The sequence below is a fragment of the Nitrospira moscoviensis genome, from assembly GCF_001273775.1.
Lineage (GTDB): Bacteria > Nitrospirota > Nitrospiria > Nitrospirales > Nitrospiraceae > Nitrospira_D > Nitrospira_D moscoviensis.
The window spans coordinates 3,506,531-3,531,114 of the sequence record NZ_CP011801.1 but is presented as its reverse complement, the minus strand read 5'-3'; the positions used below and the strand labels follow the sequence as shown (position 1 = coordinate 3,531,114).

General features: G+C 60.7%; 28 protein-coding genes. 19 read left to right on the top strand and 9 right to left on the bottom strand.

The genetic code is table 11. From position 1 onward, the window contains the following. The first annotated feature begins 102 nt into the window (after window positions 1-102). From gltB to NITMOv2_RS17090, 16 genes are all read left to right on the top strand, one after another. Window positions 103-4,620 carry a glutamate synthase large subunit gene (gltB, locus tag NITMOv2_RS17165; protein WP_053382139.1) on the top strand — a complete coding sequence of 1,506 codons (4,518 nt, stop codon included), beginning with the start codon at window positions 103-105 and terminating at the stop codon, window positions 4,618-4,620. Further along, entirely contained in the window at window positions 4,620-6,056 is a 1,437-nt protein-coding gene (locus tag NITMOv2_RS17160; protein WP_053381028.1) for a glutamate synthase subunit beta, read from the top strand. The genes gltB and NITMOv2_RS17160 overlap by 1 nt, the downstream gene beginning before the upstream one ends. 14 nt (window positions 6,057-6,070) lie before the next feature. Beyond that, window positions 6,071-6,316 (top strand): DUF433 domain-containing protein, encoded by a 246-nt coding sequence (locus NITMOv2_RS17155; RefSeq protein WP_053381027.1) that lies wholly within the window; start codon window positions 6,071-6,073, stop codon window positions 6,314-6,316. A gap of 82 nt (window positions 6,317-6,398) precedes the next feature. Continuing rightward, the gene (locus NITMOv2_RS17150) at window positions 6,399-6,632 is read left to right on the top strand and encodes a hypothetical protein (protein WP_053381026.1); all 234 of its coding nucleotides are present in this window, start codon (window positions 6,399-6,401) and stop codon (window positions 6,630-6,632) included. A 380-nt stretch (window positions 6,633-7,012) separates the two neighbouring features. Continuing rightward, on the top strand, window positions 7,013-8,389 hold the full coding sequence (locus tag NITMOv2_RS17145; RefSeq protein ID WP_053381025.1) for a DUF4365 domain-containing protein: 1,377 nt from the start codon (window positions 7,013-7,015) through the stop codon (window positions 8,387-8,389). Then, window positions 8,386-9,828 (top strand): argonaute/piwi family protein, encoded by a 1,443-nt coding sequence (locus tag NITMOv2_RS17140; RefSeq protein ID WP_145976400.1) that lies wholly within the window; start codon window positions 8,386-8,388, stop codon window positions 9,826-9,828. The genes NITMOv2_RS17145 and NITMOv2_RS17140 overlap by 4 nt, the downstream gene beginning before the upstream one ends. Before the next feature lie 181 nt (window positions 9,829-10,009). Further along, the gene (locus NITMOv2_RS17135) at window positions 10,010-10,327 is read left to right on the top strand and encodes a nucleotidyltransferase family protein (RefSeq protein ID WP_053381023.1); all 318 of its coding nucleotides are present in this window, start codon (window positions 10,010-10,012) and stop codon (window positions 10,325-10,327) included. Next, complete coding sequence (locus NITMOv2_RS17130) at window positions 10,308-10,652, top strand: HepT-like ribonuclease domain-containing protein (RefSeq protein WP_053381022.1); 345 nt, start codon at window positions 10,308-10,310, stop codon at window positions 10,650-10,652. Before NITMOv2_RS17135 ends, NITMOv2_RS17130 begins: the two co-directional genes overlap by 20 nt. A 134-nt stretch (window positions 10,653-10,786) precedes the next feature. Beyond that, on the top strand, window positions 10,787-11,581 hold the full coding sequence (locus NITMOv2_RS17125) for a DUF72 domain-containing protein (protein ID WP_053381021.1): 795 nt from the start codon (window positions 10,787-10,789) through the stop codon (window positions 11,579-11,581). A 48-nt stretch (window positions 11,582-11,629) separates the two neighbouring features. After that, the gene (locus NITMOv2_RS17120; protein ID WP_053381020.1) at window positions 11,630-11,839 is read left to right on the top strand and encodes a type II toxin-antitoxin system VapB family antitoxin; all 210 of its coding nucleotides are present in this window, start codon (window positions 11,630-11,632) and stop codon (window positions 11,837-11,839) included. Further along, window positions 11,836-12,231, top strand: a complete 396-nt coding sequence (vapC, locus tag NITMOv2_RS17115; RefSeq protein WP_053381019.1) for a type II toxin-antitoxin system VapC family toxin — start codon at window positions 11,836-11,838, stop codon at window positions 12,229-12,231. The genes NITMOv2_RS17120 and vapC overlap by 4 nt, the downstream gene beginning before the upstream one ends. Before the next feature lie 12 nt (window positions 12,232-12,243). Continuing rightward, entirely contained in the window at window positions 12,244-12,684 is a 441-nt protein-coding gene (locus NITMOv2_RS17110; protein WP_053381018.1) for a DUF5069 domain-containing protein, read from the top strand. Between the two features lie 22 nt (window positions 12,685-12,706). After that, a complete protein-coding gene (locus NITMOv2_RS17105; RefSeq protein ID WP_145976399.1) occupies window positions 12,707-13,000 on the top strand; it encodes a hypothetical protein in 294 nt (97 codons plus the stop codon). 83 nt (window positions 13,001-13,083) lie between these two features. Continuing rightward, window positions 13,084-13,962 carry a substrate-binding domain-containing protein gene (locus tag NITMOv2_RS17100; protein WP_053381016.1) on the top strand — a complete coding sequence of 293 codons (879 nt, stop codon included), beginning with the start codon at window positions 13,084-13,086 and terminating at the stop codon, window positions 13,960-13,962. A 182-nt stretch (window positions 13,963-14,144) separates the two neighbouring features. Next, window positions 14,145-15,860: a GGDEF domain-containing response regulator gene (locus NITMOv2_RS17095; protein WP_053381015.1), complete on the top strand. Its 1,716-nt coding sequence runs from the start codon at window positions 14,145-14,147 to the stop codon at window positions 15,858-15,860. A gap of 176 nt (window positions 15,861-16,036) precedes the next feature. Next, entirely contained in the window at window positions 16,037-16,354 is a 318-nt protein-coding gene (locus NITMOv2_RS17090) for a hypothetical protein (protein ID WP_053381014.1), read from the top strand. 91 nt (window positions 16,355-16,445) lie between these two features. On the opposite strand, the gene NITMOv2_RS17085 is transcribed toward NITMOv2_RS17090, so the two are convergent. The 7 genes from NITMOv2_RS17085 to NITMOv2_RS17060 all read right to left on the bottom strand — a co-directional run bounded on the left by NITMOv2_RS17085 (window position 16,446) and on the right by NITMOv2_RS17060 (window position 21,706). Next, window positions 16,446-16,871, bottom strand: coding sequence for a hypothetical protein (locus tag NITMOv2_RS17085; RefSeq protein WP_053381013.1), 426 nt, complete (start codon window positions 16,869-16,871; stop codon window positions 16,446-16,448). A 126-nt stretch (window positions 16,872-16,997) separates the two neighbouring features. Further along, window positions 16,998-17,411, bottom strand: coding sequence for a hypothetical protein (locus tag NITMOv2_RS17080; RefSeq protein ID WP_053381012.1), 414 nt, complete (start codon window positions 17,409-17,411; stop codon window positions 16,998-17,000). 63 nt (window positions 17,412-17,474) lie between these two features. Continuing rightward, on the bottom strand, window positions 17,475-17,636 hold the full coding sequence (locus NITMOv2_RS24060) for a hypothetical protein (RefSeq protein WP_187299253.1): 162 nt from the start codon (window positions 17,634-17,636) through the stop codon (window positions 17,475-17,477). A gap of 128 nt (window positions 17,637-17,764) precedes the next feature. Next, window positions 17,765-18,433 (bottom strand): NlpC/P60 family protein, encoded by a 669-nt coding sequence (locus NITMOv2_RS17075; RefSeq protein WP_053381011.1) that lies wholly within the window; start codon window positions 18,431-18,433, stop codon window positions 17,765-17,767. Window positions 18,434-18,437: 4 nt separating this feature from the next. Further along, window positions 18,438-19,991, bottom strand: coding sequence for an AAA family ATPase (locus NITMOv2_RS17070; RefSeq protein ID WP_053381010.1), 1,554 nt, complete (start codon window positions 19,989-19,991; stop codon window positions 18,438-18,440). 54 nt (window positions 19,992-20,045) lie between these two features. After that, window positions 20,046-20,948: a formylglycine-generating enzyme family protein gene (locus tag NITMOv2_RS17065; protein WP_053381009.1), complete on the bottom strand. Its 903-nt coding sequence runs from the start codon at window positions 20,946-20,948 to the stop codon at window positions 20,046-20,048. Beyond that, window positions 20,948-21,706: a hypothetical protein gene (locus NITMOv2_RS17060; RefSeq protein ID WP_145976398.1), complete on the bottom strand. Its 759-nt coding sequence runs from the start codon at window positions 21,704-21,706 to the stop codon at window positions 20,948-20,950. Before NITMOv2_RS17060 ends, NITMOv2_RS17065 begins: the two co-directional genes overlap by 1 nt. A gap of 90 nt (window positions 21,707-21,796) precedes the next feature. On the opposite strand from NITMOv2_RS17060, the gene NITMOv2_RS17055 reads away from it, so the two are divergent. Genes NITMOv2_RS17055 through NITMOv2_RS17045 form a run of 3 tightly spaced genes read left to right on the top strand, consistent with a single transcriptional unit; the run spans window position 21,797 to window position 23,651 of the window. Further along, window positions 21,797-22,441, top strand: coding sequence for a hypothetical protein (locus NITMOv2_RS17055; RefSeq protein ID WP_145976397.1), 645 nt, complete (start codon window positions 21,797-21,799; stop codon window positions 22,439-22,441). A gap of 27 nt (window positions 22,442-22,468) precedes the next feature. After that, window positions 22,469-23,110: an MBL fold metallo-hydrolase gene (locus tag NITMOv2_RS17050; protein ID WP_053381006.1), complete on the top strand. Its 642-nt coding sequence runs from the start codon at window positions 22,469-22,471 to the stop codon at window positions 23,108-23,110. Window positions 23,111-23,141: 31 nt separating this feature from the next. Next, window positions 23,142-23,651, top strand: coding sequence for a bifunctional nuclease family protein (locus tag NITMOv2_RS17045; RefSeq protein WP_053381005.1), 510 nt, complete (start codon window positions 23,142-23,144; stop codon window positions 23,649-23,651). A 2-nt stretch (window positions 23,652-23,653) separates the two neighbouring features. Here NITMOv2_RS17045 and NITMOv2_RS17040 read toward each other — a convergent pair whose 3' ends face one another. After that, the gene (locus tag NITMOv2_RS17040) at window positions 23,654-23,965 is read right to left on the bottom strand and encodes a hypothetical protein (RefSeq protein WP_145976396.1); all 312 of its coding nucleotides are present in this window, start codon (window positions 23,963-23,965) and stop codon (window positions 23,654-23,656) included. 74 nt (window positions 23,966-24,039) lie between these two features. Then, a complete protein-coding gene (locus NITMOv2_RS17035; protein WP_053381003.1) occupies window positions 24,040-24,465 on the bottom strand; it encodes a PEGA domain-containing protein in 426 nt (141 codons plus the stop codon). Window positions 24,466-24,584 lie beyond the last annotated feature (119 nt).

The window sequence follows — 24,584 nt, the reverse complement described above, 5'->3', positions numbered from 1 at the left end:
AAGAAAAACACCCGATTATCGCGTGCTTGCCTCTTCACACGAGTGGCTTCTGACCGCGAAGTTCCGACCTGTTTCGTCACATGAGACTATGAGTTGCGCATGATGTCGATACCCGGACTGCCCCCAAAACAAGGCTTGTACGATCCGCAGCAGGAAAAAGACTCGTGCGGCGTCGGCTTTGTGGTGAATATCAAAGGCCAGCGTTCGCATGCGATCGTCCGCCAGGGCCTGCAAATTCTCGAAAACCTCACGCACCGCGGCGCGCAGGGCTGCGACCCCTGCACCGGCGACGGCGCGGGCATTCTGCTCCAGGTGCCCCACGACTTCCTGAAGCGCGCGGCTGCCGACGTGGGCGTGTCGCTGCCGAATGCCGGCGAGTACGGCGTCGGGATGGTCTTTCTGCCGCCGCAAGCGGATGCGCGACAGCAGTGCGAACAGCTGTTCGCTTCCATCGTGCGCGAAGAGGGCGCCCGGCTGCTCGGGTGGCGCGACGTGCCGGTGAAGAGCGACGCCATCGGCGAGGTGGCGCGGCGCACCGAGCCCTTCATGCGGCAGATCTTCATCGCCCGGGACGTGCTGAACGAAGGACAATTCGAGCGCAAGCTCTACGTCGTCCGCAAGCGCGTCGAAAACGCCGTGCGGGAGTCGGCCATCCATGGACGGGAATACTTTTATATTCCGAGCCTCTCGGCCGGCACGATCGTCTACAAGGGCTTGCTGCTGCCGCATCAGATGGCGGCCTACTATCAGGATCTCAACGACGCGACGCTCGCCAGCGCGCTCGCCCTCGTTCATTCACGGTTCAGCACCAATACGTTCCCGACTTGGCCGCTCGCGCATCCCTATCGCTATATCTGCCACAACGGCGAGATCAACACGCTGAAAGGCAACGTCAATTGGATGCGCGCCCGCCAGGGACGGCTCAATTCAGATCTTTTCGGCAAGGATCTCGCGAAGCTCTATCCCATCGTCTATGAGCAGCAGAGCGACTCGGCCTGTTTGGACAACGCGGTCGAGTTCCTCACGATGGGCGGGCGGTCGCTGCCCCATGCGATGATGATGCTGATTCCCGAACCGTGGGTCGCGAATCCGCAAATGGATCTCGACCGCCGCGGGTTCTACGAATACCACGCCGCCATGCAGGAACCGTGGGACGGCCCGGCGGCGGTCTGCTTCACCGACGGCAAGTTGATCGGCGCGACGTTGGATCGGAACGGTCTCAGGCCGTGCCGCTACCAAGTCTCGACCGACGGTGTGGTCGTGCTGGCCTCGGAAGCCGGCGTGCTGCCGATGGACGTCCAGAAAATCCGGCAGAAGGGGCGCTTGATGCCGGGCCGGATGTTCCTCGTCGATACGGTCCAAGGGCGCATCATCGACGACGAAGAGGTGAAAGCCGAAATCGTCAGCCGCAAGCCCTACCGGTCGTGGGTCACGCAATACCGCATCTCGCTCGACGAATTGCCCGAGCCGATCAACGTGCCGCAGCCGGATCATCCGACGATCCGCCAGCGCCAGCAGGCGTTCGGCTACACCGTCGAAGAATTGAAGATGGTCATCACGCCGATGGTGGTCGAGGGGCAGGAAGCCGTCTCGTCTATGGGCACCGACACGCCGCTCGCCGTGCTGTCGGAGCGGCCGCAATTACTCTACAAGTATTTCAAGCAGCTCTTCGCGCAGGTGACCAATCCGCCGATCGATCCGATCCGCGAAGAGCTGGTCATGTCGCTCACGACGAGCATCGGGCCGAAGCCCAATTTGATGGACGAACATCCGGAGTCCTGCCGGCGTATCCGGGTAAAGCAGCCGATTCTGACCAACGCCGACTTGCAGAAGATCCGCGAGATCGCCGACCCGCACTTCAAGAGCAAGACGCTCAAGATGCTGTTCCGCGTAGCGGAGGGGCCGGAGGGACTTGGCGCGGCCGTCGATGACCTCTGCCGCCAGGCGTCGCAGGCCATCAAGGAGGGATACAAATTCCTGATCCTGAGCGACCGCGGCGTGAACGAAGAATGGGCGCCGATCCCGAGCCTGCTCGGCGTCGCGGCCGTCCATCATCATCTGGTCAGGGAATGCACCAGGACCGAAGTCGGCCTCACCGTCGAAACCGGTGAGCCGCGCGACGTGCATCACTTTGCCTGTCTCATCGGCTACGGGGCCGGCACGGTCAATCCCTATCTCGTCTTCGAGTCGCTCATCGACATGGAGCGGGACGGCTACTTGCCGGAGGGGTTGGACGCGCAGACGGCCGAAGGCAAGTTCATCAAGGCCATCAACAAGGGCCTGCTGAAGATCTTCTCCAAGATGGGCATCTCCACCGTCCAGTCCTACTGCGGCGCGCAGATCTTCGAGGCGATCGGGCTCAACCATGAGCTGATCAATCGCTATTTCACCGGCACGCCGTCGCGCGTGGAAGGGATCGGCATCCGTGAGCTCGGCGAAGAGACGCTGAAACGCCATCGGATGGCCTATGAGCCGGCGCCGATCCGGCAGCTCGACTTCGGCGGGGAGATCCATTACCGGATCCAGGGCGAGCACCACAACTGGAATCCCGACACCATCTATAAGCTGCAGCATGCGACCAAATCCAACGACCCGAAGACCTTTGCCGAGTTCTCGCAGCTGGTGAACGACGAGAGCAAGCGGCGATCGAATTTACGCGGCCTGCTCGATTTCAAGTTCCAGCCGGAGCCGATTCCGTTGGACGAGGTGGAACCGGCCAAGGAGATCGTGAAGCGCTTCACGACCGGCGCGATGTCGTTCGGCTCGATCAGCAAGGAAGCGCACGAGACGCTCGCGATCGCGATGAACCGGCTCGGCGCGAAGAGCAACACCGGCGAAGGCGGCGAAGATCCGGAGCGCTTCAAGCCGCTGCCCAACGGCGACAGCAAGAACAGCTACATCAAGCAGGTGGCCTCGGCCCGATTCGGCGTCACGTCGCACTATCTCGTCAATGCCAAGGAACTGCAGATCAAGATGGCGCAGGGGGCCAAGCCGGGCGAAGGCGGCCAATTGCCCGGTCACAAGGTGGACGACAACATCGCGCGCCTCCGCTATTCCACGCCGGGCGTGCAATTGATTTCGCCGCCGCCGCACCACGATATTTATTCCATCGAAGACTTGGCCCAGCTCATTTTCGATCTCAAGAATTCCAATCCAGACGCGGCCGTCTCGGTCAAGCTCGTATCCGAAGTCGGCGTGGGCACCGTCGCAGCCGGTGTCGCGAAGGCGCATGCGGACAAGGTGTTGATCAGCGGCGACTCGGGCGGCACCGGCGCCTCGCCGCTCTCGTCCATCAAGTACGCCGGCGTGCCGTGGGAACTGGGTTTGGCCGAAACGCATCAGACGCTGGTGTTGAACGACTTGCGCGGGCGCATTCGCGTCGAGACCGACGGCCAGCTGAAAACCGGCCGCGACGTCGCCATTGCGGCGCTGCTCGGCGCGGAAGAGTACGGCTTCGCGACGGCGCCGTTGATCGTCGAAGGCTGCATCATGATGCGCAAGTGCCACCTGAATACCTGCCCGGTCGGCATCGCGACCCAGGACCCGACCTTACGGAAGAAATTCGCCGGGCAGCCAGAGCACATCGTCAATTACTTCTTCTTCGTGGGGGAAGAGCTGCGGCAGATCATGGCCAAGCTGGGCTTCCGGACCGTCAATGAAATGATCGGCCGCGTCGACAAACTGAAAGTCCAGCAGGCGATCGACCATTGGAAAGCCAAGGGCCTCGACCTCACGCCCTTGCTGAAGGCGCCCGATGTGTCGCCCGAGATCCCGCGCTACTGCGTGCAGAAGCAGGATCACGGGCTCGACTGCGTGCTCGATAATCAATTGATCGAACTGTGCAAGCCGGCGCTGGAAACGGGCCAGAAGGTGACACTGGACTTGCCGATCCGCAACGTGAATCGGACCGTCGGCACGATGCTGTCCAGCCGGGTCGCCAAGAAATACGGCTTGGAGGGCTTGCCGCCCGACACGATCTCGATCAAGTTCACCGGCTCGGCCGGGCAGTCGTTCGGCGCCTTCCTCTCGCGCGGCATCACGCTCACGCTGGAAGGCGAGTCCAACGACTATCTCGGCAAGGGTCTCTCGGGCGGGAAGATCATCGTCTACCCGCCGAAGAACGTCCTCTTCACGCCGGAAGAGACGATCCTCATCGGCAACACGTCCCTCTACGGGGCGACGCAAGGCGAGGCCTATTTCTACGGCATGGCCGGCGAGCGGTTCGCCGTGCGCAACAGCGGCGTCCGGGCGGTCGTGGAGGGCACGGGCGACCACGGCTGCGAATACATGACGGGCGGCGTCGTCGTGGTGTTGGGCCGGACGGGCCGGAACTTCGCCGCCGGCATGTCGGGCGGGGTCGCCTTCGTGTTGGACGAGATGGACAAATTCCAGTCGCGGTGCAACCTCGGCATGGTGGAATTGGAAAAGGTCACGACCAACGACGACAAGAAGCTGCTGCACGAGATGATCACCGCGCACTTCATGCATACCGGCAGCCGGAACGCCAAACGCGTCCTCGACGCATGGGACGGCATGCTGCCGAAGTTCTTCAAAGTCATGCCGGTCGATTACAAGCGCGTGTTGGAAGAGCGGAAACGGAAGGCGAGCGCGGTGCACTGATGGGAGACCCGAAGGGTTTCATGAAATATGCCCGTGAGGGTCCGAAGCGCAAGCCGGTCGAGCTGCGGGTGCTCGACTGGAAGGAGATGTACGAGCCGATCTCCGAGGACAAGCTCAAGATCCAGGGCGCGCGCTGCATGGATTGCGGGGTGCCGTTCTGCCAGGGCTCCACCGGCTGTCCGGTGGTGAATCTCATTCCTGAATGGAACGACCTCGTCTACCGCGGCCGGTGGAAGGACGCGCTCAAGGCGCTGCATACGACGAACAACTTCCCGGAATTCACCGGCCGCTTGTGCCCGGCGCCTTGCGAAGGCGCCTGCGTGCTCGGCATCAACGAAGATCCGGTGTCGATCCGCATCATCGAGTGGAACATCATCGATCGGGGCTTCAATGAAGGCTTGGTCGAGCCGGTTCTGCCGGTCAGGAAAACGGGCAAGACGGTGGCGATCGTCGGCTCCGGCCCGGCCGGAATGGCCGCGGCGCAGCAGCTCGCCCGCGCCGGCCACAGTGTGACGCTCTTCGAGAAAGCCGACCGCATCGGCGGCTTGCTCCGCTACGGCATCCCGGACTTCAAGATGGAAAAGTGGGTCATCGACCGGCGGTTGGAGCAGATGAAGGCCGAAGGCGTCGAATTCCGCACCGGCGTGACGGTCGGCAAAGACATCACTGCGGAGCAGCTGCGGTCCCAGTTCGACGCGGTCGGATTGACGCTCGGCGCCGAGCAGGCGCGCGAGCTGCCCATCCCCGGCCGCGAGCTCAAGGGCGTCCATCTGGCGATGGAATATCTCACGCAGCAGAACAAGCGGACGGCCGGCATTTCCGTGACCGACGAGCCGATCACGGCGAAGGGCAAGCGCGTCGTGATCATCGGCGGCGGCGACACGGGCTCCGACTGCCTCGGCACCGCCCATCGGCAAGGCTGCCTGGAAGCGCACCAATTCGAGCTGCTGCCCGAACCGCCGCCCCAGCGGGCCGGCTCGACACCCTGGCCCCTCTGGCCGATGCAGCTGCGTACGTCGCACGCGCACGAAGAAGGCTGCGACCGGCAATGGAGCATCTCGACGACGAAATTCACCGGCCACAACGGCCATGTGACCAAGCTCCACGCGAACCGCGTCAAGTTCGAAAACGGCAAGTTCACCGCGATGCCGAATACCGAGTTCGAAATGGACGTGGACTTAGTCTTGCTCGCCATGGGCTTCACCGGTCCGGTGAAGAACGGCCTGCTCGACAGCCTCGGCGTCAAGTACGACCAGCGCGGCGCGGTCGCCGTGGACGACAACTTCATGACCAACCTCGACGGCATCTTCGCCGGCGGCGACACCAAACGCGGCGCCTCGCTCATCGTCTGGGCGATCGCCGAAGGGCGCAAGATGGCGGCGGGGATCGATAAGTATCTACAGGCGGGCAAGTCGGCAAGGAAGTCAGTCTCGTAAAGAAGGCTAGTCTTATGAACCTGGTCATCGACGAGAAGGAACTCAAATTCCTGCCAGTGACGATCGACCCAGACATCGTAAGCGGCGCCCCAGTATTCAAGGGGACCCGGGTTCCTGTTGAGGCGTTGCTGACTAATCTGGAAGCGGGCCTTTCGCTCGATGAGTTTCTGCAGAACTTTCCCACGGTGACTCGTCAACAGGCGATTCAGGTCCTTGAATTTTCCAAAGCCACCCTCTTAAAGCTCGCAAAGTCGGCTTGAAGATCCTTCTCGACGAATCGGTCCCTCACATCGTCAAATCACGGCTCGGCCAGCTTTCGATTCGTACCGTCCAAGATATGGGATGGGCGGGGATCAAGAACGAGAACTGCTGAAGCGGGCCGAGGAACAATTCGACGTATTCATCACGGCAGACCAACAGCTTCGTTACCAGCAGAACCTTTCAGGACGAAAACTTGCGGTCATGGTGATCCCGACCAACCAAGTACGCACAGTGGTTGCCTTGCTGCCAGCGATTGAAGAAGCGTTAGAGCGGGCTCAAACAGTGGGCTTCATCGAAATTCCTCTGCCGACTTGAAGAAGCAGCCTTGGCGGTTCGGATCGAAGTGCAAGATCCGCGTCTCGCTCATCGTCTGGGCCATCGCCGAAGGGCGCAAGATGGCGGCGGGGATCGATAAGAACCTTCTCTCCGGAAATCCGCCAAGCAGTCAGCCAAGTAGGGACTGGTTCCGGCCGCTGGTGGCCTGTCCCGTTACCGTCTCCGGTTTCGCACCTCACCTTCGCGAATCTCGAAAATCCAGACGCGATCAACGAAGCACCGCCTTCCCAACCGCAGGCTCACGACTCCATCCTAATTAGCCTCAGGCAGTCGCTTCATTGACAACTTCCCCTTTAGAAAGTAGCCTGTCCCCGTTTTCTTCCCCGTTTTCTTCCCTAGCTTTGGGACGCTTACTTTCTATGCAGAACCCTAACGATATTCCAGACAAGGTAGCCCATCCAGCTAGCTTCATCGGTCAAAATGCGATCAATCTAATTGCCACGATAGTAGCCCGGATGGGGCATTTGTGGAGTCCGACGAACAGTCACTCAGATATCGGAATAGATGGCTATATTGAGCTTTGCCGTGAAAGCGAAGGCGGTAAGAGAACGGGAACCAACTTCATAATTCAAGTACAGAGTAAGGGTACTGACAAACCCTGGGCACACGAGGACGCGACAGGTTTTGTTTTCAAGGTCGATCTTTCTGATTTAAAGCACTGGCTGGCCGGTAATCAGCCTGTAATACTTGTTGTTTCGAGGCCAGCCTCCAGTGAGGCCTATTGGATATCCGTCAAAGACTACTTTTCGAGTTTGGAGGCGAAAAAAACTAGGACGATCTACTTCAAGAAGTCCCTGCATCGCTTTGATGAAAGTGCTTCTCATGCCCTTCAAAGACTGGCAGTCCCGCATAGCTCAGGAATAAGCCTGGATCAGCCGCCTAAATCCGAAGTCTTGCATAGCAATGCACTGCCGCTTATTCGTTACCCGCAAACTATATTTCGAGCAAAAACTCGGTTCAAAATCGAAAGTAGTGTCAGGGATAAGGCCGAAGCCTTGGGGCTCGACATAGGAAGGGAGTGGTTTTTGAAAGATGGAATGGTGACTAGCTTTTTGTCACTGAACGGAGAGGCTTGGCGGCAGCTGCTAACGCAAAAGGCTGTGGAAACTATTAGTACATCAACGCTCTCGGACTCCGATTCTTCCGATAGTCGGAATGACTTTGTCCGGCTTTTGAACTACTCCTTGACCAGCTTCCTCAGAGTGAGAGGCCTTCGAAGATTTAAGATTAACCGCCAGAAATCACTCTATTACTTTAGGGCGGGGCGTGAATCGATCGAGCGGAAAATAAAGTGGGGGGCACGGTCGGTTGAGCGGACAGTAGTTCAAACACTCTATGCTAAAACAGACCCATCAAGAGTTCTTTGCTACCGCCACACGGGTTTTATTTCGAGGTTCTTGAAGCTCGGGCAGAACTGGCACCTCGTGGTGGAACCCACCTATCATTTTACTGTTGATGGACAAAAGGAATATGCCCTACGTGAAGAATACCTGTCTGGCATTAAGAGATTCGAGAAACATCAAGCTGTGAGTAACAACATCAAATTTTGGGCGCACTTCCTCAGTTACTCAGACCTCTTCCAGGGTGGGAGCGATTTACTAGCTTTTGGTCCGGCGCTTGAATATCAGTGCCCCGATGGAATAGTTGACAGTGATTGGCTGTCACATGCAGACGATGAAGAAAAAGAGATTTTAGGCGCGGACCTTATAGACGATTCCCAAATGAGCCTATTATGAATGTCGAAGTGCTTCCGGAACCGGACTTAGAATTCGGAACCGGTACTCACATAGATATACGTTTTGGCATAAGAGACTATGGTCCTGTTGGATTTAATCAGCCCACAACTGCAAAAATAATAAATGTGGGATTCGTAGGGACCGCCGCTACTGTACGAAGAGTGAATGAATGGATGACGGCTGCGCGCGCTGGAGTGGCAGCAAGGCCAAGCAAGAAGGAGAAATTCCGGCCCGCGTTTCCTGGTTTTGGCGTGTTTGCGTGTGACTGGGCCACGGAAGAAAGGTGCCAACGCATCATCGACTCTCGCAAAATGGAGCTAGCCCTATCTAATCCCTCTAGCGCTGAGACCATAAAGACTGCCGCCAAACTTTTCATAGATGAGTGTCAATACCTTGATTCCGAGACCAATGTAGACGTGATCATATGCGCGCCTCCCAATGAGTTGCTGGCGAAGGTCGATGCAAGCAGAGAGACTGAGAGACCTGTCCCTTTTTCGCGCTGGGCAAAGGCCTCAAAAGATTCGATCGCATACGATTTACACGACTTGGTAAAGGCAGAAAGCCTCCAACTGAAAATTCCGATACAGTACGTGAGGCCACCTACATACGGTGTCCCCGCAAAGCAAGTAGCGGCGAGAGTTAAACCTCGCGGGGTACAGGATGCCGCAACTAGGGCTTGGAACTTCCACACGGCTTTATATTACAAGGCTGGAGGCACTCCTTGGCGCCTACTTCGAAGAACATCTGATTTAGAGTCCTGCTACATTGGCATCAGTTTCTTTCGCTCGATTGACAAGGTCCGAATCCATACAAGTGTGGCGCAGGTCTTTAATGAGCGCGGAGAAGGCATGATCCTGCGTGGAGGCGAGGCGGTAAAGTCGGACAGCGACTTAGAACCACATCTTTCAAAAGCTGATATGAAAGCTTTAGTAGTCAATGCGCTCGGGCAGTATGAAAAGGAACATCACCATTTGCCTGCCCGCGTCGTTATTCACAAAACATCGGGGTTCTCAGTAGAGGAGACGATGGGGTGCGAGGAGGGCCTTCAGGGACTCAAGATACATACTCGTGACCTACTGGTTATTAGAGATTCTGAAGTGAGACTGTTTAGAAATGGGACATATCCGCCTCTGCGGGGAACGTTTCTCCAGATAGACGACCGCCTCTCTCTTTTATACACGCGGGGCAGCGTGCCATTCTTTGAAATGTATCCAGGCCTTTACGTTCCTCGCGGTTTGCAAATCGAGTCGGTGGCTACAGAAGAGTCACCAAGGCAACTGGCTCGGGAAATACTGGCGCTGACAAAAATGAATTGGAATAACACCCAATTTGATAGCTCTCTCCCCATAACGATTCAGGCAGCGCGCCAGGTTGGAAGCATCCTCAAGTACACATCGGAGAGTAGCCCCATCCAAAAACGTTATGCTTTTTATATGTGAATGCTCTTTAGGCAGTTCACCGACCTTCTTTTGCGAATCGTTTCAAGACATATAAAGGTTCCAGGAACCATTGATCGCTTCCAGGAACCACTGATCGCTTCCGGGCGAGACGGCTGCTGGTTTGCCGGAAAGGTAGGTCTTCCGCCTCGCATCAGTCGGATGTTTCGTGTATGTTCTCCACATGAGCAAGCCTTCCCTCACCCGTGACGAGGCGATCCGGCGGCTACAAACCGTTGAGCCCGAGATTCGGCGCCTCGGTGTTCGTCGGCTGGCGCTCTTCGGATCCGTGCTTCGCAACGAGGCTCGCCCGGACAGCGATGTCGATGTGCTTGTCGAATTCGCTCCGGCAGAGAAGACGTTCGATCGCTTCATGGCGCTGGCGGATCTGCTCGAAGACACGTTGGAGCACCGCGTTGAAGTGGTCACCACCGAAGCACTCTCACCTTTTATTGGGCCGCACATTTTGGCCGAGGCCACGGATGTCCTTCGAGCCGCGTGACTATCTGCGGCATATTCTCGTGGAAGTCGAGTACCTCCTCGATCAAAGTCAGACGCTAACCTATGAGCGTTTCGCAGCGGATGAGACGTTGCGGCGTGCGTTCGTGCGCAGCTTGGAGATTATCGGCGAAGCTGTGAAGAACTTGCCCGAGGAGTTCCGGGCGTCGCATCCCGAGGTTGAGTGGCGTCCGATTGCTCAGATGCGCGACCGCCTGATCCACGGTTACTTTGGGGTGGATTATCAGCTTGTATGGGACGTGGTGTACGAGAAAGTTCCAGGACTGAAACGTAGCATCCAGCGGATCATTGATTCACAACAGGCCTAACCATAGGGTTTTGAGAAGGACGCGGCACACCAGGCTTCTCACCTGCTGTAGAGCAAGAAAGCGTACCGGGAGTCTTTTCTAGGCGACGGAACGGCCCGCTGATACTGACCTCCTATCGCGCTGTACAATGACGCATGGCGCGCGTCTTCATCGGCACGTCGGGATGGGTCTACGGAAGTTGGAAGGGGCGGTTTTATCCTGACAATCTTCCGGACAAGCAACGCCTGAGCTTCTACGCCGAGCGGTTTGCCACCACCGAAGTCAATTACTCCTACTACCACGTCCCCTCAGACGCCACGTATCGCCGCTGGGCTGGTCTCGTCCCGCCGCATTTTCTCTTTGCCCTCAAGGCGAATCGGATCATCACGCATATGGGCCGGCTTGGACAGGTGGAAGAATCCTGGCGCAGCTTTGTCCAAGGCGCCTGCATTCTTGGGCAGCGGTTAGGCCCGATTCTCCTTCAACTCCCGCCGTCGTTTGGGCAGAACTTGAGCCGCCTTGAAGCGTTCCTCGAACTGACGAAGCGCATGTCGCAGTCCGTCCGCCTCGCCTTCGAGTTTCGCCATGTCTCGTGGTTCGCCGAGGACACCTATCGCCTGCTGAGGAACTATCACGCCGCGCTCTGCATCGCCGACAGCGCCAGCCGGCCGCGCCATAACGTCGTGACGGCGGACTTTGCCTATCTGCGGTACCACGGCCGCGCGCCGCGCGAAGCGCCTTGTTATCGAGACGACGAGCTTATGGAAGAAGCGCGGTTCATCGAGGGGCTGGCGCGGCAGGGCGTCGATACGTACGCCTACTTCAACAACGACGCCGACGGCCACGCGCCGGCCAATGCGGGCAGGCTCAACGAATTACTCGGTGCAGCCCGCTACGCCGCTGATCTCAAGACCTTCCACCTTGCTGACTCATGTTCTTGCGCATCCTAGTCTTGGTGTGTATTATCATCGTGGCTATACACACAGCTGGAGGATCTTATGCCGACCAACATAGTGATCGACAACAACCTTATGCGAGAGGCGATGAAGGCGACAGGCCTCTCGACGAAGAAGGCGGTCGTTGAGCAGGGGCTTCGCCTACTTATCAAGGTCAAAGGCCAAGAAGGCATTCGGCGCTTGCGCGGGAAAATCGAGTGGGAGGGCGACCTCAATGTGACGCGTGAAAGCCGGATTCGGGCCGCCTCGTGATCATTGTCGATACCACGGTGTGGGTGGATTACTTCCGTGGAACGCGCAGTGCTCAGGTCGACTGGCTTGAATCTCGGCTGACGAAGGAACGATTCGGCCTCACCGACTTGATCCTGTGTGAAGCGTTACAGGGTGTTACCACAAACAGCATGTTCCGGATGGTTCAAGAGGAGCTTCTGCGGCTTGAGATTTTTGAAACCGGAACAGTGGAACTGGCGATCGAAGCAGCGGCCAACTACCGCCGGCTTCGTGTTGCTGGGTGGACGGTTCGCAGAACGATCGACTGTCTTATCGCAACATTTTGTCTTGCCGAAGGCTATGCTTTGCTTCACAACGATCGTGACTACGATGCGTTTGAAGAAGTCCTTGGTCTGAATGTGGTGCACCCGTAGAGGACATGACTCATGGATCAACCGTATCCCCGCAGTCCCAAAGCCCTCCTCGGCGGCATCGCGCATCTCGGGCGGTTCATCGACAAGATCAGGCTGCGCCATGCGGGCCACATTCAGGACTACAACTACATCACGACCGGCTTCGATAAGTATCTCATCGAGTTTCTGGGGATTGACGCGCAGGTTTTCGAGCAGCGGGTGCTAGCCGGCGGGACGGATGAAGAGTTGCTGGCCTGGGTGAAAGCCAACGGGAAGCCGGTGACTGACGCGGAGATCCGCCTCTTTTCGCGCAATCTGCTGAAGTCTGAGCCGAAAGACGATGCCGCGCGGCAGCGGTTTCGGGGGCGGCTGCAAGAGATTGCGACGAAGCGCGGCGTGCCGGTCAGTGCTCTGCCCGTGGTGACGACTTGGGCGGATGTGATTGAGTTAGACGAAGGACGGCTTCAGCCTTAAAGGTCGTGCGATGCAGATGGTGATGCTGATCTTTCGCTCGTCATTGAGGGAGCGGGTGCATGAGATGCTCCACCGCTGCCAGGTCCATGCCTTTACGGAAGTGAACGAGACGGTGGGGTATGGCGAGACCGGCCCGGCAGAAGGCCTCTCGTTCTATCCCGGCACCAATTCCGTGATTCTAGCGGCGCTCGATGACCCGGCGCGCGATCGCGTCGCCGCGGCCGTCAAAGCTTGGTACGACGAACATGCGCACCATCCCGGCTGGGAAAAACCCTCCCTGCGTGTCTTTAGCTGGCCTTGCAGCCAGATTGCGTAGCCGCCCGTCGAATCCTTCTACCGTTCCTGGGGCTCTAAGCAAACATGCGCTGCATCGAGTACACTGTTCTCATGAGGTGCCGTATGGGACGACTCCAAGCTCTGTCTGCTTCCGTGCTCTTCGTGCTCCTGGCCGCCGCCCCGTCCGTCGCCGGTTTGACCGGCCGCATTGTCGTAGCCGGATATGGTCCGGAGCTACCGGTGATGCAGGACCTCGGGCGGGCGTTTGAAAAGGCGCATCCCGGCACTGCGATCGACTTCCGGTGGGACCGCACGGTGAAGGCGGTGGAGTTGGTAAAGGCCGGCGAGGCTCAGGCGGCGGTGACGGATCGGCCGGATCCGGCGCTCAAAGCCACGCCGATTGCATGGGAAGGCATTGCGGTCATCGTCAATTTCGCCAATCCGGTGAGTGAAGTCACGACGGAGCAGGTGCAGGATTTGTTCACCGGTAAGATCACAAGGTGGTCTGATCTCGACGGCGGCGATCAGCCGGTGGAAGTGCTGCCTCGAGCGCCCGAGGACAACGTTCATGCCGGGTTGGAAGCGTCGTTGGGCATCGGAGGGCGTTTTCAGGCCTCCGGCAAAGCGGTCCGGACGGACGAAAAGGCTCTGCGCGCCGTGTCGGGTCGAGACCGCGCGATCAGCTATCTGTCCTTAGCCGCCGCCCTCAAAGCTCAGGAAGACGGCATCCCCATCCGCATCCTGACCGTCGATAAGGTGGAACCGGGACAGCCCACCGTCAAGAGCGGAGCCTACAAATTGCGCCGGCCGGTGCTGATACTCAGTGCACCTCAGCCGGATCCGTTGACCGACGCCTTCATCAAATTTGCAATCTCGCCGGATGGCCAAAAAATTCTGCAGCCGGTCTTTGTTCCTTATACGGCTGCATCGGTCGAATGGACCCCACCGCCCACGCACTTGACCGACAAGCCGGCCGGTTCCGAAGAAAAACAGGAGTCCTGATCCGGTCCGTCCCGTCGCCGCCGCACCCGCTTCTCATCGCAGCCATCCTTCCCTGTCGGATTCTTAACATTTAGTTGGCCTGCCGGGACCTGCGTCCTATACTTCGGCAGTAACCATCACACCGTCTCGTTCGAGGATGAAGAAGGGAAGGGTCAGCCTATTGCGGTAACCCCCGAACGACGATGCCGACGAAACTGAACCTCCTCCTGCTCGAAGATTCTCCCCCCGACGCGGAGTTGATGATCGAAACGCTTCGGGAGGCGGGGTTCGATCCCCACTATCGGCGGGTCGATACCAAAGCCGCCTACCTCCAGGAACTAGAACAGCCGCCCGACTTCATCCTGTCGGATTATTCCATGCCGCAGTTCACGGCCCGCGAGGCGTTGCAGTTGCTTCGGGAACGAGGGCTCGATCTGCCCTTCATCATTGTATCCGGCTGTATCGGCGAGGACATGGCCGTAGAGTGCATGAAGGCGGGTGCCGCCGATTATCTGCTAAAAGATCGCCTGGCGCGGCTGGGACATGCGGTGAGCCAGGCATTGGAACGAAAACGGCTGGTGGAAGAAAAGCGCCAGGCCGAGCAGCGGCTGTTTCTGGAGACCTTCCACGATTCCCTCACGGGCCTGCCGAACCGCGCCCTGTTCCTCGACCGGTTGGAGCGCGTCTTCTTGCAGAGCCGGCGGCAGACGGCCCATTCCTTCGCCGTGCTCTACATGAACCTCGACGGCTTCCGCGTTATTCACGACAGCTTGGGGCCGTCGGCGGCTGATCGCTTGCTCATCGAAGTCAGCCAGCGGCTTCTCCGGCGCGTGCGCTCCGCCGATACGGTGGCCCGCATCGAAGGGGATGAGTTCGCGTTTCTGCTGGACGATCTGAAAGCCCCCGCCAACGCCACCCGCGTCGCCGAGCGGCTGCAACGCGAGTTCTCCACGCCGTTCACGCTCGAAGGGCGCCAAGTGTTTCTGACGGTCAGCATGGGTATCGCCTCCTCCCATACCGGCTACCAGTCCAGTGAAGCGGTGCTGCGCGATGCCATGACGGCGATGCACCAAGCGAAGGCGCTGGGGCGGGCCGGGTTCGTGATCTTCGACAAGGCCATGCATGAGCACGCTATGGCGCGCCTGCGGCTGGAGGCCGATCTTCGGCAGGCGGTCGCGCGCAACGAGTTTCAACTCGATTATCAGCCTATCGTCGCGCTCGAGAGCGGTGCGGTCGCGGGGTTCGAAGCCTTGCTCCGCTGGCGGCATCCCGAATACGGCGTCATGGGGCCGGGCGGATTCCTCGCCATGGCGGCGGAGCTGGGGCTGGTCAACGTCATCGGCGAGTGGATTTTCCGCGAAGCCTGCCGGCGGTTGAACATCTGGCACGGAAAGTTTCCGTACCTGCGCCCCCTCACCATGAGCATCAACTGCTCGGTCCACCAGTTTGCGCAGCCGGATCTCGCACTTTTCATCAAGACGGTCTTGTCGGACACCGGCACCGATCCCGCCAGTCTCAAAATCGAAATCACCGAGTCCGACATGATGCACAACCCGGACGCAGTGACCGAGGTGCTCAAGCTGCTGCGGGCCGAACAGATCGAAGCCTGCCTGGACGACTTCGGCACCGGCTATTCCTCGCTGAGCCACCTGCAGCAATTGCCGATCAAGTTCCTGAAGATCGATCAGTCGTTCGTGAAGCGACTGGGCGTGGACGACGATGCGCTGGCGATCGTGAAAACGATCGTCATGCTGGCGCATCAACTCGGCCGCGAGGTCATCGCCGAAGGAGTGGAGACGGCCGAGCATCGCTCGATCCTGCGGTCGCTCGGGTGTGAGTACGGGCAGGGCTACTTCTTCGCGAAGCCGCTATCCGAGGATGAGGCCTTCGCGCTGCTCTCCTCCGGCCGCCGGTGGTAATCGACGATGACGGGTCTGTGCGGTCCCGATCCTTCCTCCGCCAATCTTTTTGTCGTCTTGCGTTGACGGCTCCACCAGTGTAAAAGCCCTTGGTCCAGGCCGCCGAGAGCCGGGCTGCCTCGACGGCTCCGCGCCCGGGACGGCGGTTTCCCACTCACACCAACCAGGAGGATTGCATGATGAAGCCGGTGTCAGCCGCGACTGCTGCGGCGGTCTTATTGGCCTTTTCCAGTGTATGGGCCCAGGAGCCGCCTGCTCCCGCTCCCGTCCCTGAAGCGTCGGCTCCCGCTCCGGCGCCGCCGTCCGACGCGCCGAAAGCGCCGGAGCAGAAAGAAACGAAAGATGAGGGAAAGAGCAAAAAGGGCAAAGGGAAAATGAAAGGCCGGGGAAAAGGAGAGGGGAAAAAGCGGGGACTGGATCGCGCCGACGAGGCGGCCGGGGAACACGGCAAGCACGGCCGCGACAAGGCGCGCGGCAAACAGGGCAACGACTGAGCCCCCGGGTATGAACGCAAACCGGCGGCCGGCCCGCTATGGGCCGCCGCCGGCGTATTGCCGGAGCGAACGATGAACGTGGAGGGCGTCTCTACACCGCTGGCAAAGTCAGCAGTTTCTTCATCTCGCAGTGCGCCATGACGACATCGGGGGCGCGCTGGAGCGCCTCGTAGTAACTCCGCTCGAAGCCATCCCCTGTTTCAGACGGGCGGATCAACGCCCGGATTTCGGTCAGCAACACCGCCACATCTTCGACGGTGACGTCTTCGTCGCTGTCCAACAACTCGTCGATCCTGACGACCATGTTCGACAGAGGATGCAGCCAGGTGAACCAGGGATCGTTCATCACCAGTTGGAGCAGTTGTCCGGTCGAGTCGACCCGCCCATAGATCCGTTCAAACGTGAGTTGTTCTGCGACGATCAACGCCTTGTGCAGGCCCAGCAGACCTTGCCGCACATTGGCCAGCGTCTCTCTCAGCGGGCTCGTTCGTTGTGTGCGAAGTCTTGAAATCGCCATAGGTCAATTCTAGCAGGTCATTTCAAAAATGGTGGCCTGGGATAACCAGCAGGTCCTCTTGTGCCGTCATAGTTCCGTATCGGCATCTCGTGGTCGTGCCTGTAGGGGGATGAGAAAACGTCGTCCCTATCGCGGCGCGCCGCCGCTCCCGAATGCTCCGAGCCCGGACGGCGGAGCCGCGGCGGGCGGAGCGAGAGCCGGCGGCGGCATCAGCGGTCGATTCGGATTGAACGGAAGCAGCGGCGCCGGTGTGAGGCGGTTGGGTGGCGCCGGTGTCCCGAAGGGTGTGACGGTTGGCGGCGGCATGCTGCCGTGAGGATCGCTGTGCCCGGCCATTCCATCCGGGATGGCCAGCGGGTTGGTGTTGCCGTGCGCGTCGGCATAGATGCCGATATGGTCGTCCAAGCGAGTAATCGTGCCGGTAGTGCCGTCCCGGTGTTGCACGACCGCCGCGTCGCCGAACGCCGGACGAGCGGCCGGTATACAGGCGGCGATCGCCAGACTCGCGGCGACCCCACGCAGCAAGACGGATCGCTTCATGAGGACCAGTCTACTGCCTCCGTGAGCTGCCGCGCCACTCCATCGTCCGCGGACCGGCGACGGTCACTCGTAATACACCACCGTCGCGGCCTTGTTGCACTTGCTGCACGTGCCCTGTTTGGTCATCGGCACCTTGCCCTCACTCTCCGCCGCCTTGACGGCGGCATCGTCCGTGCGGGCGGATTTGTTGTAGCAATCACTGCAATAAGCGGCGGTCTGTCCCATGGCCCCCTCCTTGGGTGCTGTCCTCGGTGCGCTGCGCCGGACGTCCCGTCCGGAATGAAGACGAAGAGGTATGGAAGATCACCGAGAACCAAGCGCGCGTCCGTCGGCGAGGCGCCGGACCTCTCTTGCTAGGACCTCAGTCTAGTTCCGAAAAACGCGAACAGCTCTCCGGTGAGGTGGCCCATCTCCTCCGGATCGGTCGGCTGTTTGCGCCGCATGTAGTCGTTCAGCACCCGGCCGTCCGCCGTCTTATGGACGTGCGGCAGCGCCAGATTCATCCGATAGCGTTCGACGGCGTCGGCGACGCGGCTGATGAAGACCACGGTGCCGTCGCGCTCCACCCGCTCCACCACCCCCACATGCGTCAGCGGATCGTTGAGTTGGCCGTCGCCGTTGAAGTCCCACGTATTGTCGAAGAAGACCAGATCGCCCGGATGGACGACCGGACCTTGGTGGAGCCGACCATGTTGGCGCACGTGGGCATAAATCAGCCGGACGCCGTTGGCTTTCGGATCGGCCGATCCGCTTTCATAGAGGTCGATGCCGTGTTCCAAATAGATGGCGCGCGTCACGCCGGCACAATCGTAGGCGATGCGCCGGCCCTTGCTCTCGATGGTTCTCGCTCCGACCAGCCTCGTGGCGGTTCGCACGACGGCGGTCCGGCTCGGGGTGGCTTCGACGGACCGGCAGCAGGAGCGGAGTGCGGGTCCCGGCGGAGGGACCCGTTGGGACGGCGACGTGGTACAGCCGACGAGCGTCACAATGGCCACCATGGCCAGGATGAAGAGGAGCCTCATGGCTTCACCGGACGTTCACGAACCGGCCCTGAGCCAGGGTCCGCAGGTGGTCGATGTCCTCATGCCGCGTTACGGAGAGCGGCACGGTGTGCGTCAGTTCCTGAATCACCAAATCCGTCGTCAACGGCGTCTTGTCATGGAGAGCCCGGTACAGGGCGGCGACGACCGCCTGCTCGATTTCGGAGCCGCTGAACCCGTCGCTGGCGCTCACGATCTTCACGAGATCGAACCGGGCGGGGTCCTGCTTCCGGAGCCGCAGATGGATGGTCCAGATCGCCCGCCGTTCCTCCTCGTCGGGCAGATCGACGAAGAAGATTTCATCGAAGCGGCCCTTTCTGAGCAGCTCGGGGGGCAGCGTCGAGAGGTTGTTGGCCGTCGCGACGACGAACACTTCCTGCTTCTTTTCCTGAAGCCAGGTCAACAAGGCGCCGAAGAGCCGGCGGCTCAAGCCGGCGTCCGCCTCGCCGGTACCGCCGCCGGCGGCCATGGCCTTTTCGATTTCGTCGATCCACAGAACGATGGGGGAGAGCGATTCGGCCGTCTCGATCGCCTTGCGGAAGTTCTTTTCCGACTCTCCGATGAACTTGTCGAAGAGCCGCCCGGCGTCGAGCTTCAGGAGCGGGAGCCGCCACTCGCGGGCGATGGCCTTGGCGGCCAAGGATTTGCCGCAACCCGGCACCCCGACAAGCATGATGCCGCGCGGCGGAGCGAGGTTCAGCGCCTTCGCTTCCGGCGAAAAGCCGACCTTGGCGCGCGCGAGCCAGGATTTCAGGTTGGCGAAGCCGCCGAGCTCGAAGCGATTGTCTTCGAGCGGATAATATTCCAGCAGCCCGCCGTCCTTGATCGCTTGCACCTTGCGGCCCAGGATCTTGTGGATGTCGTCCGGGGTCAGGGTGCCGTCTTCCACGATGCATTGGGTGATGACTTGACGCGCTTGATGGAGCGTCAAGCCTTGCAAGGCGCGCACGACGGCCTCGCGTTCCTCGGCCGAAGGACCGGCTCCGCCGGCCGGTCCGCTCTCGACCATGCTCGGGGCGAGCGTCGTGGAGCGCGGACGGCGTGGAACCGTTCTCGTGGCGAGCGACCGGAGCACGCTCTGGAGCATGGCGTCCAGCTCGGCTCGGTCGGGCAGCCGCAGGTCCAGGCGCACGGCGATTTTTTCAAGATGCAGCGGGAGCGTCAGCGGATGGCCGGTCAGCACGCAGGTCGCGCGGGAGCGGCCGAAGTGCTGGCTCACTTCCCGCAACTGCCGGGCGACCGGCGCATCCTCCAAATGGGGTCCCAAATCCTTCAGCCAAAAAATGCCTTCGACCGTGAGCCCCTGCAGGTGCTGGAGGAGCGCCAGCGGCGTCGCGGTGAGCTTGTTGACGGCCGGCCCTTCGTCGGCCCGGGTGAGGCCTCTGGTGATCGACCACTCGAACAACGGCATGCGCTCTTGAGCGGCGACGGATTGGAGCAGCGACAGGACGCGCTCTTCCTCCACCGTCTCGATGACGATGAGCGGGTGGGACGACCGGATCAGCGTGCGGAGGTCATGCACACTCGTGGAGAGCGCCATTACCGATGCATGCTAGCATGGGGCCCCGCGGCGCACCAAGAAAAGGGGCGAATGTTACGGAGTTGCAGCCGCCGGGGCGGCGGACTTGGCGCAGCGAAACCCGATCGTCGCCGAGCGCTGGTCCGGCGGCGCGCCGCTACGGGTGGCCGTGCGGAGCATGATGGGTTTGCTCTTCCAGGAGCCGCCACGCAGGCTCTTGTAGCGCCCGCTGTTCGGGCCGGGCGGATTTCGTTCCGGCATGTAGGCGTAATAGTCGAAGCCGAACCAATCCTGCACCCATTCGGCGACGTTGCCCGCCATGTGCCGCAATCCGAACGGGCTTTGCCCGGCCGTCAACGAATCGACGGCCGCCAGGATCGGGATTTCGTGCACGTGGTGCTGGCCGAACATGGCGCGTTGCTTGTCCGGCGGCGCGTCGCCCCAGGGAAAGAGGGCGCCCTCGGTGCCGCGCGCGGCCTTTTCCCATTCCGCCTCGGTAGGCAAACGCGTTCCCCGCGAGGCGCAGAACGCCTTGGCTTCGTGCCACGTGACGTAGAGCGCCGGCCAACGGGTCAGCGTCCGGTCGGACACGGAATGGATCGTGATGACGTGCCAGATCAGCTTCTGCAGCTCCTCCGGCGGATGCTCCTTCCGCTGCTGGAGGAAGGCGAGATATTCCCCGAGGCTGACTTCGTCCCGGTCCATCTCATAGGCGTCGAGCCAGACGCGGTTCTGCGGCAGCTCCGTGTCGTCGAACTGGGTCCAATGGCCGTAGGGGTCGTCGTCCACCCGTTTGCTGCCGAGTAAAAAGTCGCCGGCTGGAATCATGACGCGGGGGGACGATTGCGCCAGCGCGGCGATGGACGCGAGGTGGCGGGCCAGCTCCTGAGACGGTTTCGGACCGGCCGGCCAGGCCGGAGCGGCGCCGATCCCACAGAGCAGGAGCGAGAAGAGGACGCGGCAAACCGGGGAGGACATCAGGTCTTGCTCGGTGCTTCGAGCGCTTTGCTGATCTCGCCGATGAGCCGCCGCTCGATCTCCGCCGTTTCTTCGGCGCTGACGCTCAGGATGCGGCCGCCTTGCGCGATCTTCTCGAATTCCGCCTTGACGCTCAGCTTCGTGACGTTGCCGGGCAACGCCTGCAGGGCGATCAGATATTGGTTGCGAAAGCCGGCCACCTCCAGGGAGGCGGGGTTCGAGACTTTACGCTCGGTCACGTAGACCGCCTTCTGATCCGTTCTCAGGCTGACTTTCACCTGATAGCCGTTCCGCGCCAGCGCTTCTTCGACGACTTTTGCGACGGCGGGGAGAGGCCGCGGAAACTGGTCGGCCTGGGCCCCCTTGTCCTCGATCTTGAGGCTCTGCGCCGCCTGAGCTGCGGCCGTGCGCTGCGCTTCGGCGCTCATGCGCTTCGTCTGCGCGAGCTGCGCCTCCAACAGCTCGGTGAGTTGTTGTGTCTCGGATTTGGCCGCCTCGGTGGCTTTCTTCGCGTCGCGGAGCTCCTGATTCAGGAGGTCGATTTGCTGCTGCATCACCTTGTTCCCGTCTTGCAAAGAACTGAGCAGCGACTCCTGCTTCGCGACCTGTTTTTTCAGCGCGTCGTTTTCGGCCCGGAACGGCGAATCGTCGGGCTTGCAGCTGGTCAGCAGAACGCAGCAGGACAAGGCTCCGAGCCCAGCCCAGCAATACCGGACAATGGGAGCGAATGGAGAGGACGGGAGGAGGTGTCTCAACATGCTGCGCGATTATCCATGCTTCGGCGTGACTTGTCCATGGCGGATTTGCATGAATTGACGCTCCGCTCAATCGGCCGCTATGCTCGTCGCATGCGCGTTCCTGTGATGCTCGGCTCGCTGTCGATAGTCGTGCTGGCCGCCCTCTGCGCGAGCGCTGCAGAGAACCCGCCCAACATTCCTGTCGAGGATTATGGGTTCTACGATCAGGTGGTCACCCGAAAATTCCTGACCTCGGAAACCCGCCTGGTCGTCCTCGAGCGGATGACGGTGCCGCATCTGTTCCCGAACCAGGACGGTCCGCCGACCATGGCGCTGTTTCGGGACCAGGATTTCTTCGGCGGCTCCCTGCCGTCTGACCTGATCCGCGATTTCGTGGCGGTGAACCAGGAACCGGCCCGACTGGAAGCCCGCTTCCGATTCGGCGTCCGGTATCGCTTCGTATCGGGCGATACAATCGAGGAGCCGGAAGTGCGAGGCGCGCTGCCGGTACAGGACCGGCCGGCGAGGTCCATTCAGGCGTTGCCCGTGCTGGACCGCCTCGCCTTCTCGTGCGTCGGTCGGACGCTGCGGAACGATCAGGCGCTGGTCTATGTCGAGAACCAGCGACCGGACGGAACCGGGGCCGGGTTTCTCGTCTGGTTTCGCCGCGCCGGCACAGATTGGAGCCTCTACGATACGGAGGTGATCTGGACCGTGCGCGAGCAGCCGGAGGAAAGCCCCCTGCTTGCGCCCTGAGCGGCCAGGACGGTAGCATGCCGGTATATGACTCCGGTGATCCGTAAGACGTTTGCGGTTCCTCCGCTCGGCTGCAATTGCACGATTCTCGGGGACGCCGTCACCAAGCAGGCCGTCGTGGTGGACCCGGGCGGCGCGCCCGAACGCATTCTGCATGAATGCGCGCAGCTCGGCCTCACCGTCACCCATATCCTCCACACCCATGCCCACTTCGACCATTTTCTCGCCGCCGGGGACATCAAGAAGGCCACCGGCGCGGTGATCTGCCTGCACCGGGACGATCTGGAGCTGTGGAAGAATGTCGATGTGCAATGCCGGCTCTTCGGCGTCCCTTCTGCGCCGGTGCCCTTGCCGGAATATTGGCTCACGGACGAGGAGAAGCTGCGGATCGGGCAGGTCTCGCTCATCGCGCTGCATACGCCGGGACATACTCCCGGCTCCGTGAGCTTTCATCTGCCGGACGACAAGTTGGTGCTGGCCGGCGACACGCTCTTTCGCGGCAGTATCGGGCGCACCGATCTGTGGGGCGGCGATTTCGACGCGATCGAACAATCCATCCGCGAGCGGTTGTACACTTTGGACGAGGCGACGGCCGTCGTGACCGGGCATGGACCGGAAACCGAAATCGGACTAGAGAAGGAGTCGAACCAGTTCGTGCGGGCTTCGTAACGTCTCACCAGCAGCAGTGACGGAGGTCCTTATGACTCATGTCGGCCGGTTGATGCTCGGTGTGGTGATCCTCTCGGTGCTCCTCTCATCCCGTCTTTCGCTCAGCCAACAGCCTCCCCCTCCGGCGCCCAATCAAGTCACCGTCTCCGACGTGAAAGTCCGCATGTCGGACCATGGCCCGGTCGTGCTGCTCCAGGCTGAAGACAAGACGCTGCCGATCTTCGTCGACATGACCGTGGCCCTGTCGATCCAAAGCGCCTTGAGCGGCGAGCGGCTGGCCCGTCCGCTGTCGCACGATTTGATGCGGACCATTCTGGACGCGTATGGCGGAAAAGTGCTGCAGACCGTCATTACGAGAAAGGACGGGACCTATTATGGCGCGCTGACGGTGGCGGTGAAGGACCAAGTGAAGACGTTCGACAGCCGATCATCCGACTCGATCGCGCTCGCAATCCATTTCAAAGCGCCGATCGTGGTGGCGCGCGACCTGTTCGACTCGGCGGCCAAACTGCCGGAGAAAGGCAAAGGAGCCGAGCTGTAACGCTACTCCGCGGCCATGCGGGCCTTCAGGCGCTCGAGGCGTTTCTCGGTGGATTGCTTGATGAAGGTCATGTTCTCGCTCAAGTGCTGCTGCGCGTTGATCTTGCCTTCGTCGCGGCGCTTCTGCTGATCCAACCCGAACTGCGCGATGGCCGGCCCGTCCTCCTGATTCAACTCCTTCCAAATCGCCGCGCAGCGGGCCTGTTTGGCGGCCGGAAACTTGTCGCACGGCGGATCGGCCGCGGCCGCCGCAAGCGGCAGCGCGAGCGCGGCGCTCGCCAACGCCATGCCACGGCTCCATGCTGGTCTGATCATGTCCTGCTCCTTGTGAAGACGTCTCGGCCGCTGCCGCACGATAGCACAATCTCGATGGGAAGAGAGAAGCGGTGTTATTTGACGGGAGCCCACGCGGCCGATTTCCGATCCAGCGTGATGTAGATCGTGTCGTCGAAGGTGTAGTAGCCGCCTTCGTCGATGTCGTGCATGATGCAGAAGGGCGAGAAGACGATCAAACAGCCGAAGACGTCGCCGAGGAGCCACCAGGACCAGGTGCGGGAGAGGGTCATGACGGCTGATTCGTAGCCGTCTTTGGTGGCGACGGCATGGTGATTGCCTTTGCGGTTGAGCGAGACGGTGCCCGGCGCGAGCAGGTGGACGCGTTCATCGACGACGACGGCGGCGTCGGGCGGCGTGGTGAAGATCGTGACCGACTGATGATCGCCGTGCCACCAGGTGCCGCAGCCGGTCAGGAGGACGGCGAATGTCATGATGGCGAGTGCGCTGCTCAATCGGCGTTGAACGAGTGTCGATCCCATGCCTGCGCCTCCCTCGCTGGCCCAATGCTAGCCCGCATTGTTCCACTCTGTGCCCGGTTGTCCTAGCGGTTTATGGAATTTTGCAATGTCAGGCGGAGCCCTTCGGCAGGGCTCAGGGT

Coding starts and splice junctions, on each gene's coding strand:
- gltB (WP_053382139.1), top strand. CDS start 103: ATGTCGATACCCGGACTGCCCCCAAAACAAGGCTTGTACGATCCGCAG.
- NITMOv2_RS17160 (WP_053381028.1), top strand. CDS start 4,620: ATGGGAGACCCGAAGGGTTTCATGAAATATGCCCGTGAGGGTCCGAAG.
- NITMOv2_RS17155 (WP_053381027.1), top strand. CDS start 6,071: ATGAACCTGGTCATCGACGAGAAGGAACTCAAATTCCTGCCAGTGACG.
- NITMOv2_RS17150 (WP_053381026.1), top strand. CDS start 6,399: ATGGGCGGGGATCAAGAACGAGAACTGCTGAAGCGGGCCGAGGAACAA.
- NITMOv2_RS17145 (WP_053381025.1), top strand. CDS start 7,013: ATGCAGAACCCTAACGATATTCCAGACAAGGTAGCCCATCCAGCTAGC.
- NITMOv2_RS17140 (WP_145976400.1), top strand. CDS start 8,386: ATGAATGTCGAAGTGCTTCCGGAACCGGACTTAGAATTCGGAACCGGT.
- NITMOv2_RS17135 (WP_053381023.1), top strand. CDS start 10,010: ATGAGCAAGCCTTCCCTCACCCGTGACGAGGCGATCCGGCGGCTACAA.
- NITMOv2_RS17130 (WP_053381022.1), top strand. CDS start 10,308: ATGTCCTTCGAGCCGCGTGACTATCTGCGGCATATTCTCGTGGAAGTC.
- NITMOv2_RS17125 (WP_053381021.1), top strand. CDS start 10,787: ATGGCGCGCGTCTTCATCGGCACGTCGGGATGGGTCTACGGAAGTTGG.
- NITMOv2_RS17120 (WP_053381020.1), top strand. CDS start 11,630: ATGCCGACCAACATAGTGATCGACAACAACCTTATGCGAGAGGCGATG.
- NITMOv2_RS17110 (WP_053381018.1), top strand. CDS start 12,244: ATGGATCAACCGTATCCCCGCAGTCCCAAAGCCCTCCTCGGCGGCATC.
- NITMOv2_RS17105 (WP_145976399.1), top strand. CDS start 12,707: ATGCTGATCTTTCGCTCGTCATTGAGGGAGCGGGTGCATGAGATGCTC.
- NITMOv2_RS17100 (WP_053381016.1), top strand. CDS start 13,084: ATGGGACGACTCCAAGCTCTGTCTGCTTCCGTGCTCTTCGTGCTCCTG.
- NITMOv2_RS17095 (WP_053381015.1), top strand. CDS start 14,145: ATGCCGACGAAACTGAACCTCCTCCTGCTCGAAGATTCTCCCCCCGAC.
- NITMOv2_RS17090 (WP_053381014.1), top strand. CDS start 16,037: ATGATGAAGCCGGTGTCAGCCGCGACTGCTGCGGCGGTCTTATTGGCC.
- NITMOv2_RS17085 (WP_053381013.1), bottom strand. CDS start 16,871: ATGGCGATTTCAAGACTTCGCACACAACGAACGAGCCCGCTGAGAGAG.
- NITMOv2_RS17080 (WP_053381012.1), bottom strand. CDS start 17,411: ATGAAGCGATCCGTCTTGCTGCGTGGGGTCGCCGCGAGTCTGGCGATC.
- NITMOv2_RS24060 (WP_187299253.1), bottom strand. CDS start 17,636: ATGGGACAGACCGCCGCTTATTGCAGTGATTGCTACAACAAATCCGCC.
- NITMOv2_RS17075 (WP_053381011.1), bottom strand. CDS start 18,433: ATGAGGCTCCTCTTCATCCTGGCCATGGTGGCCATTGTGACGCTCGTC.
- NITMOv2_RS17070 (WP_053381010.1), bottom strand. CDS start 19,991: ATGGCGCTCTCCACGAGTGTGCATGACCTCCGCACGCTGATCCGGTCG.
- NITMOv2_RS17065 (WP_053381009.1), bottom strand. CDS start 20,948: ATGTCCTCCCCGGTTTGCCGCGTCCTCTTCTCGCTCCTGCTCTGTGGG.
- NITMOv2_RS17060 (WP_145976398.1), bottom strand. CDS start 21,706: ATGTTGAGACACCTCCTCCCGTCCTCTCCATTCGCTCCCATTGTCCGG.
- NITMOv2_RS17055 (WP_145976397.1), top strand. CDS start 21,797: ATGCGCGTTCCTGTGATGCTCGGCTCGCTGTCGATAGTCGTGCTGGCC.
- NITMOv2_RS17050 (WP_053381006.1), top strand. CDS start 22,469: ATGACTCCGGTGATCCGTAAGACGTTTGCGGTTCCTCCGCTCGGCTGC.
- NITMOv2_RS17045 (WP_053381005.1), top strand. CDS start 23,142: ATGACTCATGTCGGCCGGTTGATGCTCGGTGTGGTGATCCTCTCGGTG.
- NITMOv2_RS17040 (WP_145976396.1), bottom strand. CDS start 23,965: ATGATCAGACCAGCATGGAGCCGTGGCATGGCGTTGGCGAGCGCCGCG.
- NITMOv2_RS17035 (WP_053381003.1), bottom strand. CDS start 24,465: ATGGGATCGACACTCGTTCAACGCCGATTGAGCAGCGCACTCGCCATC.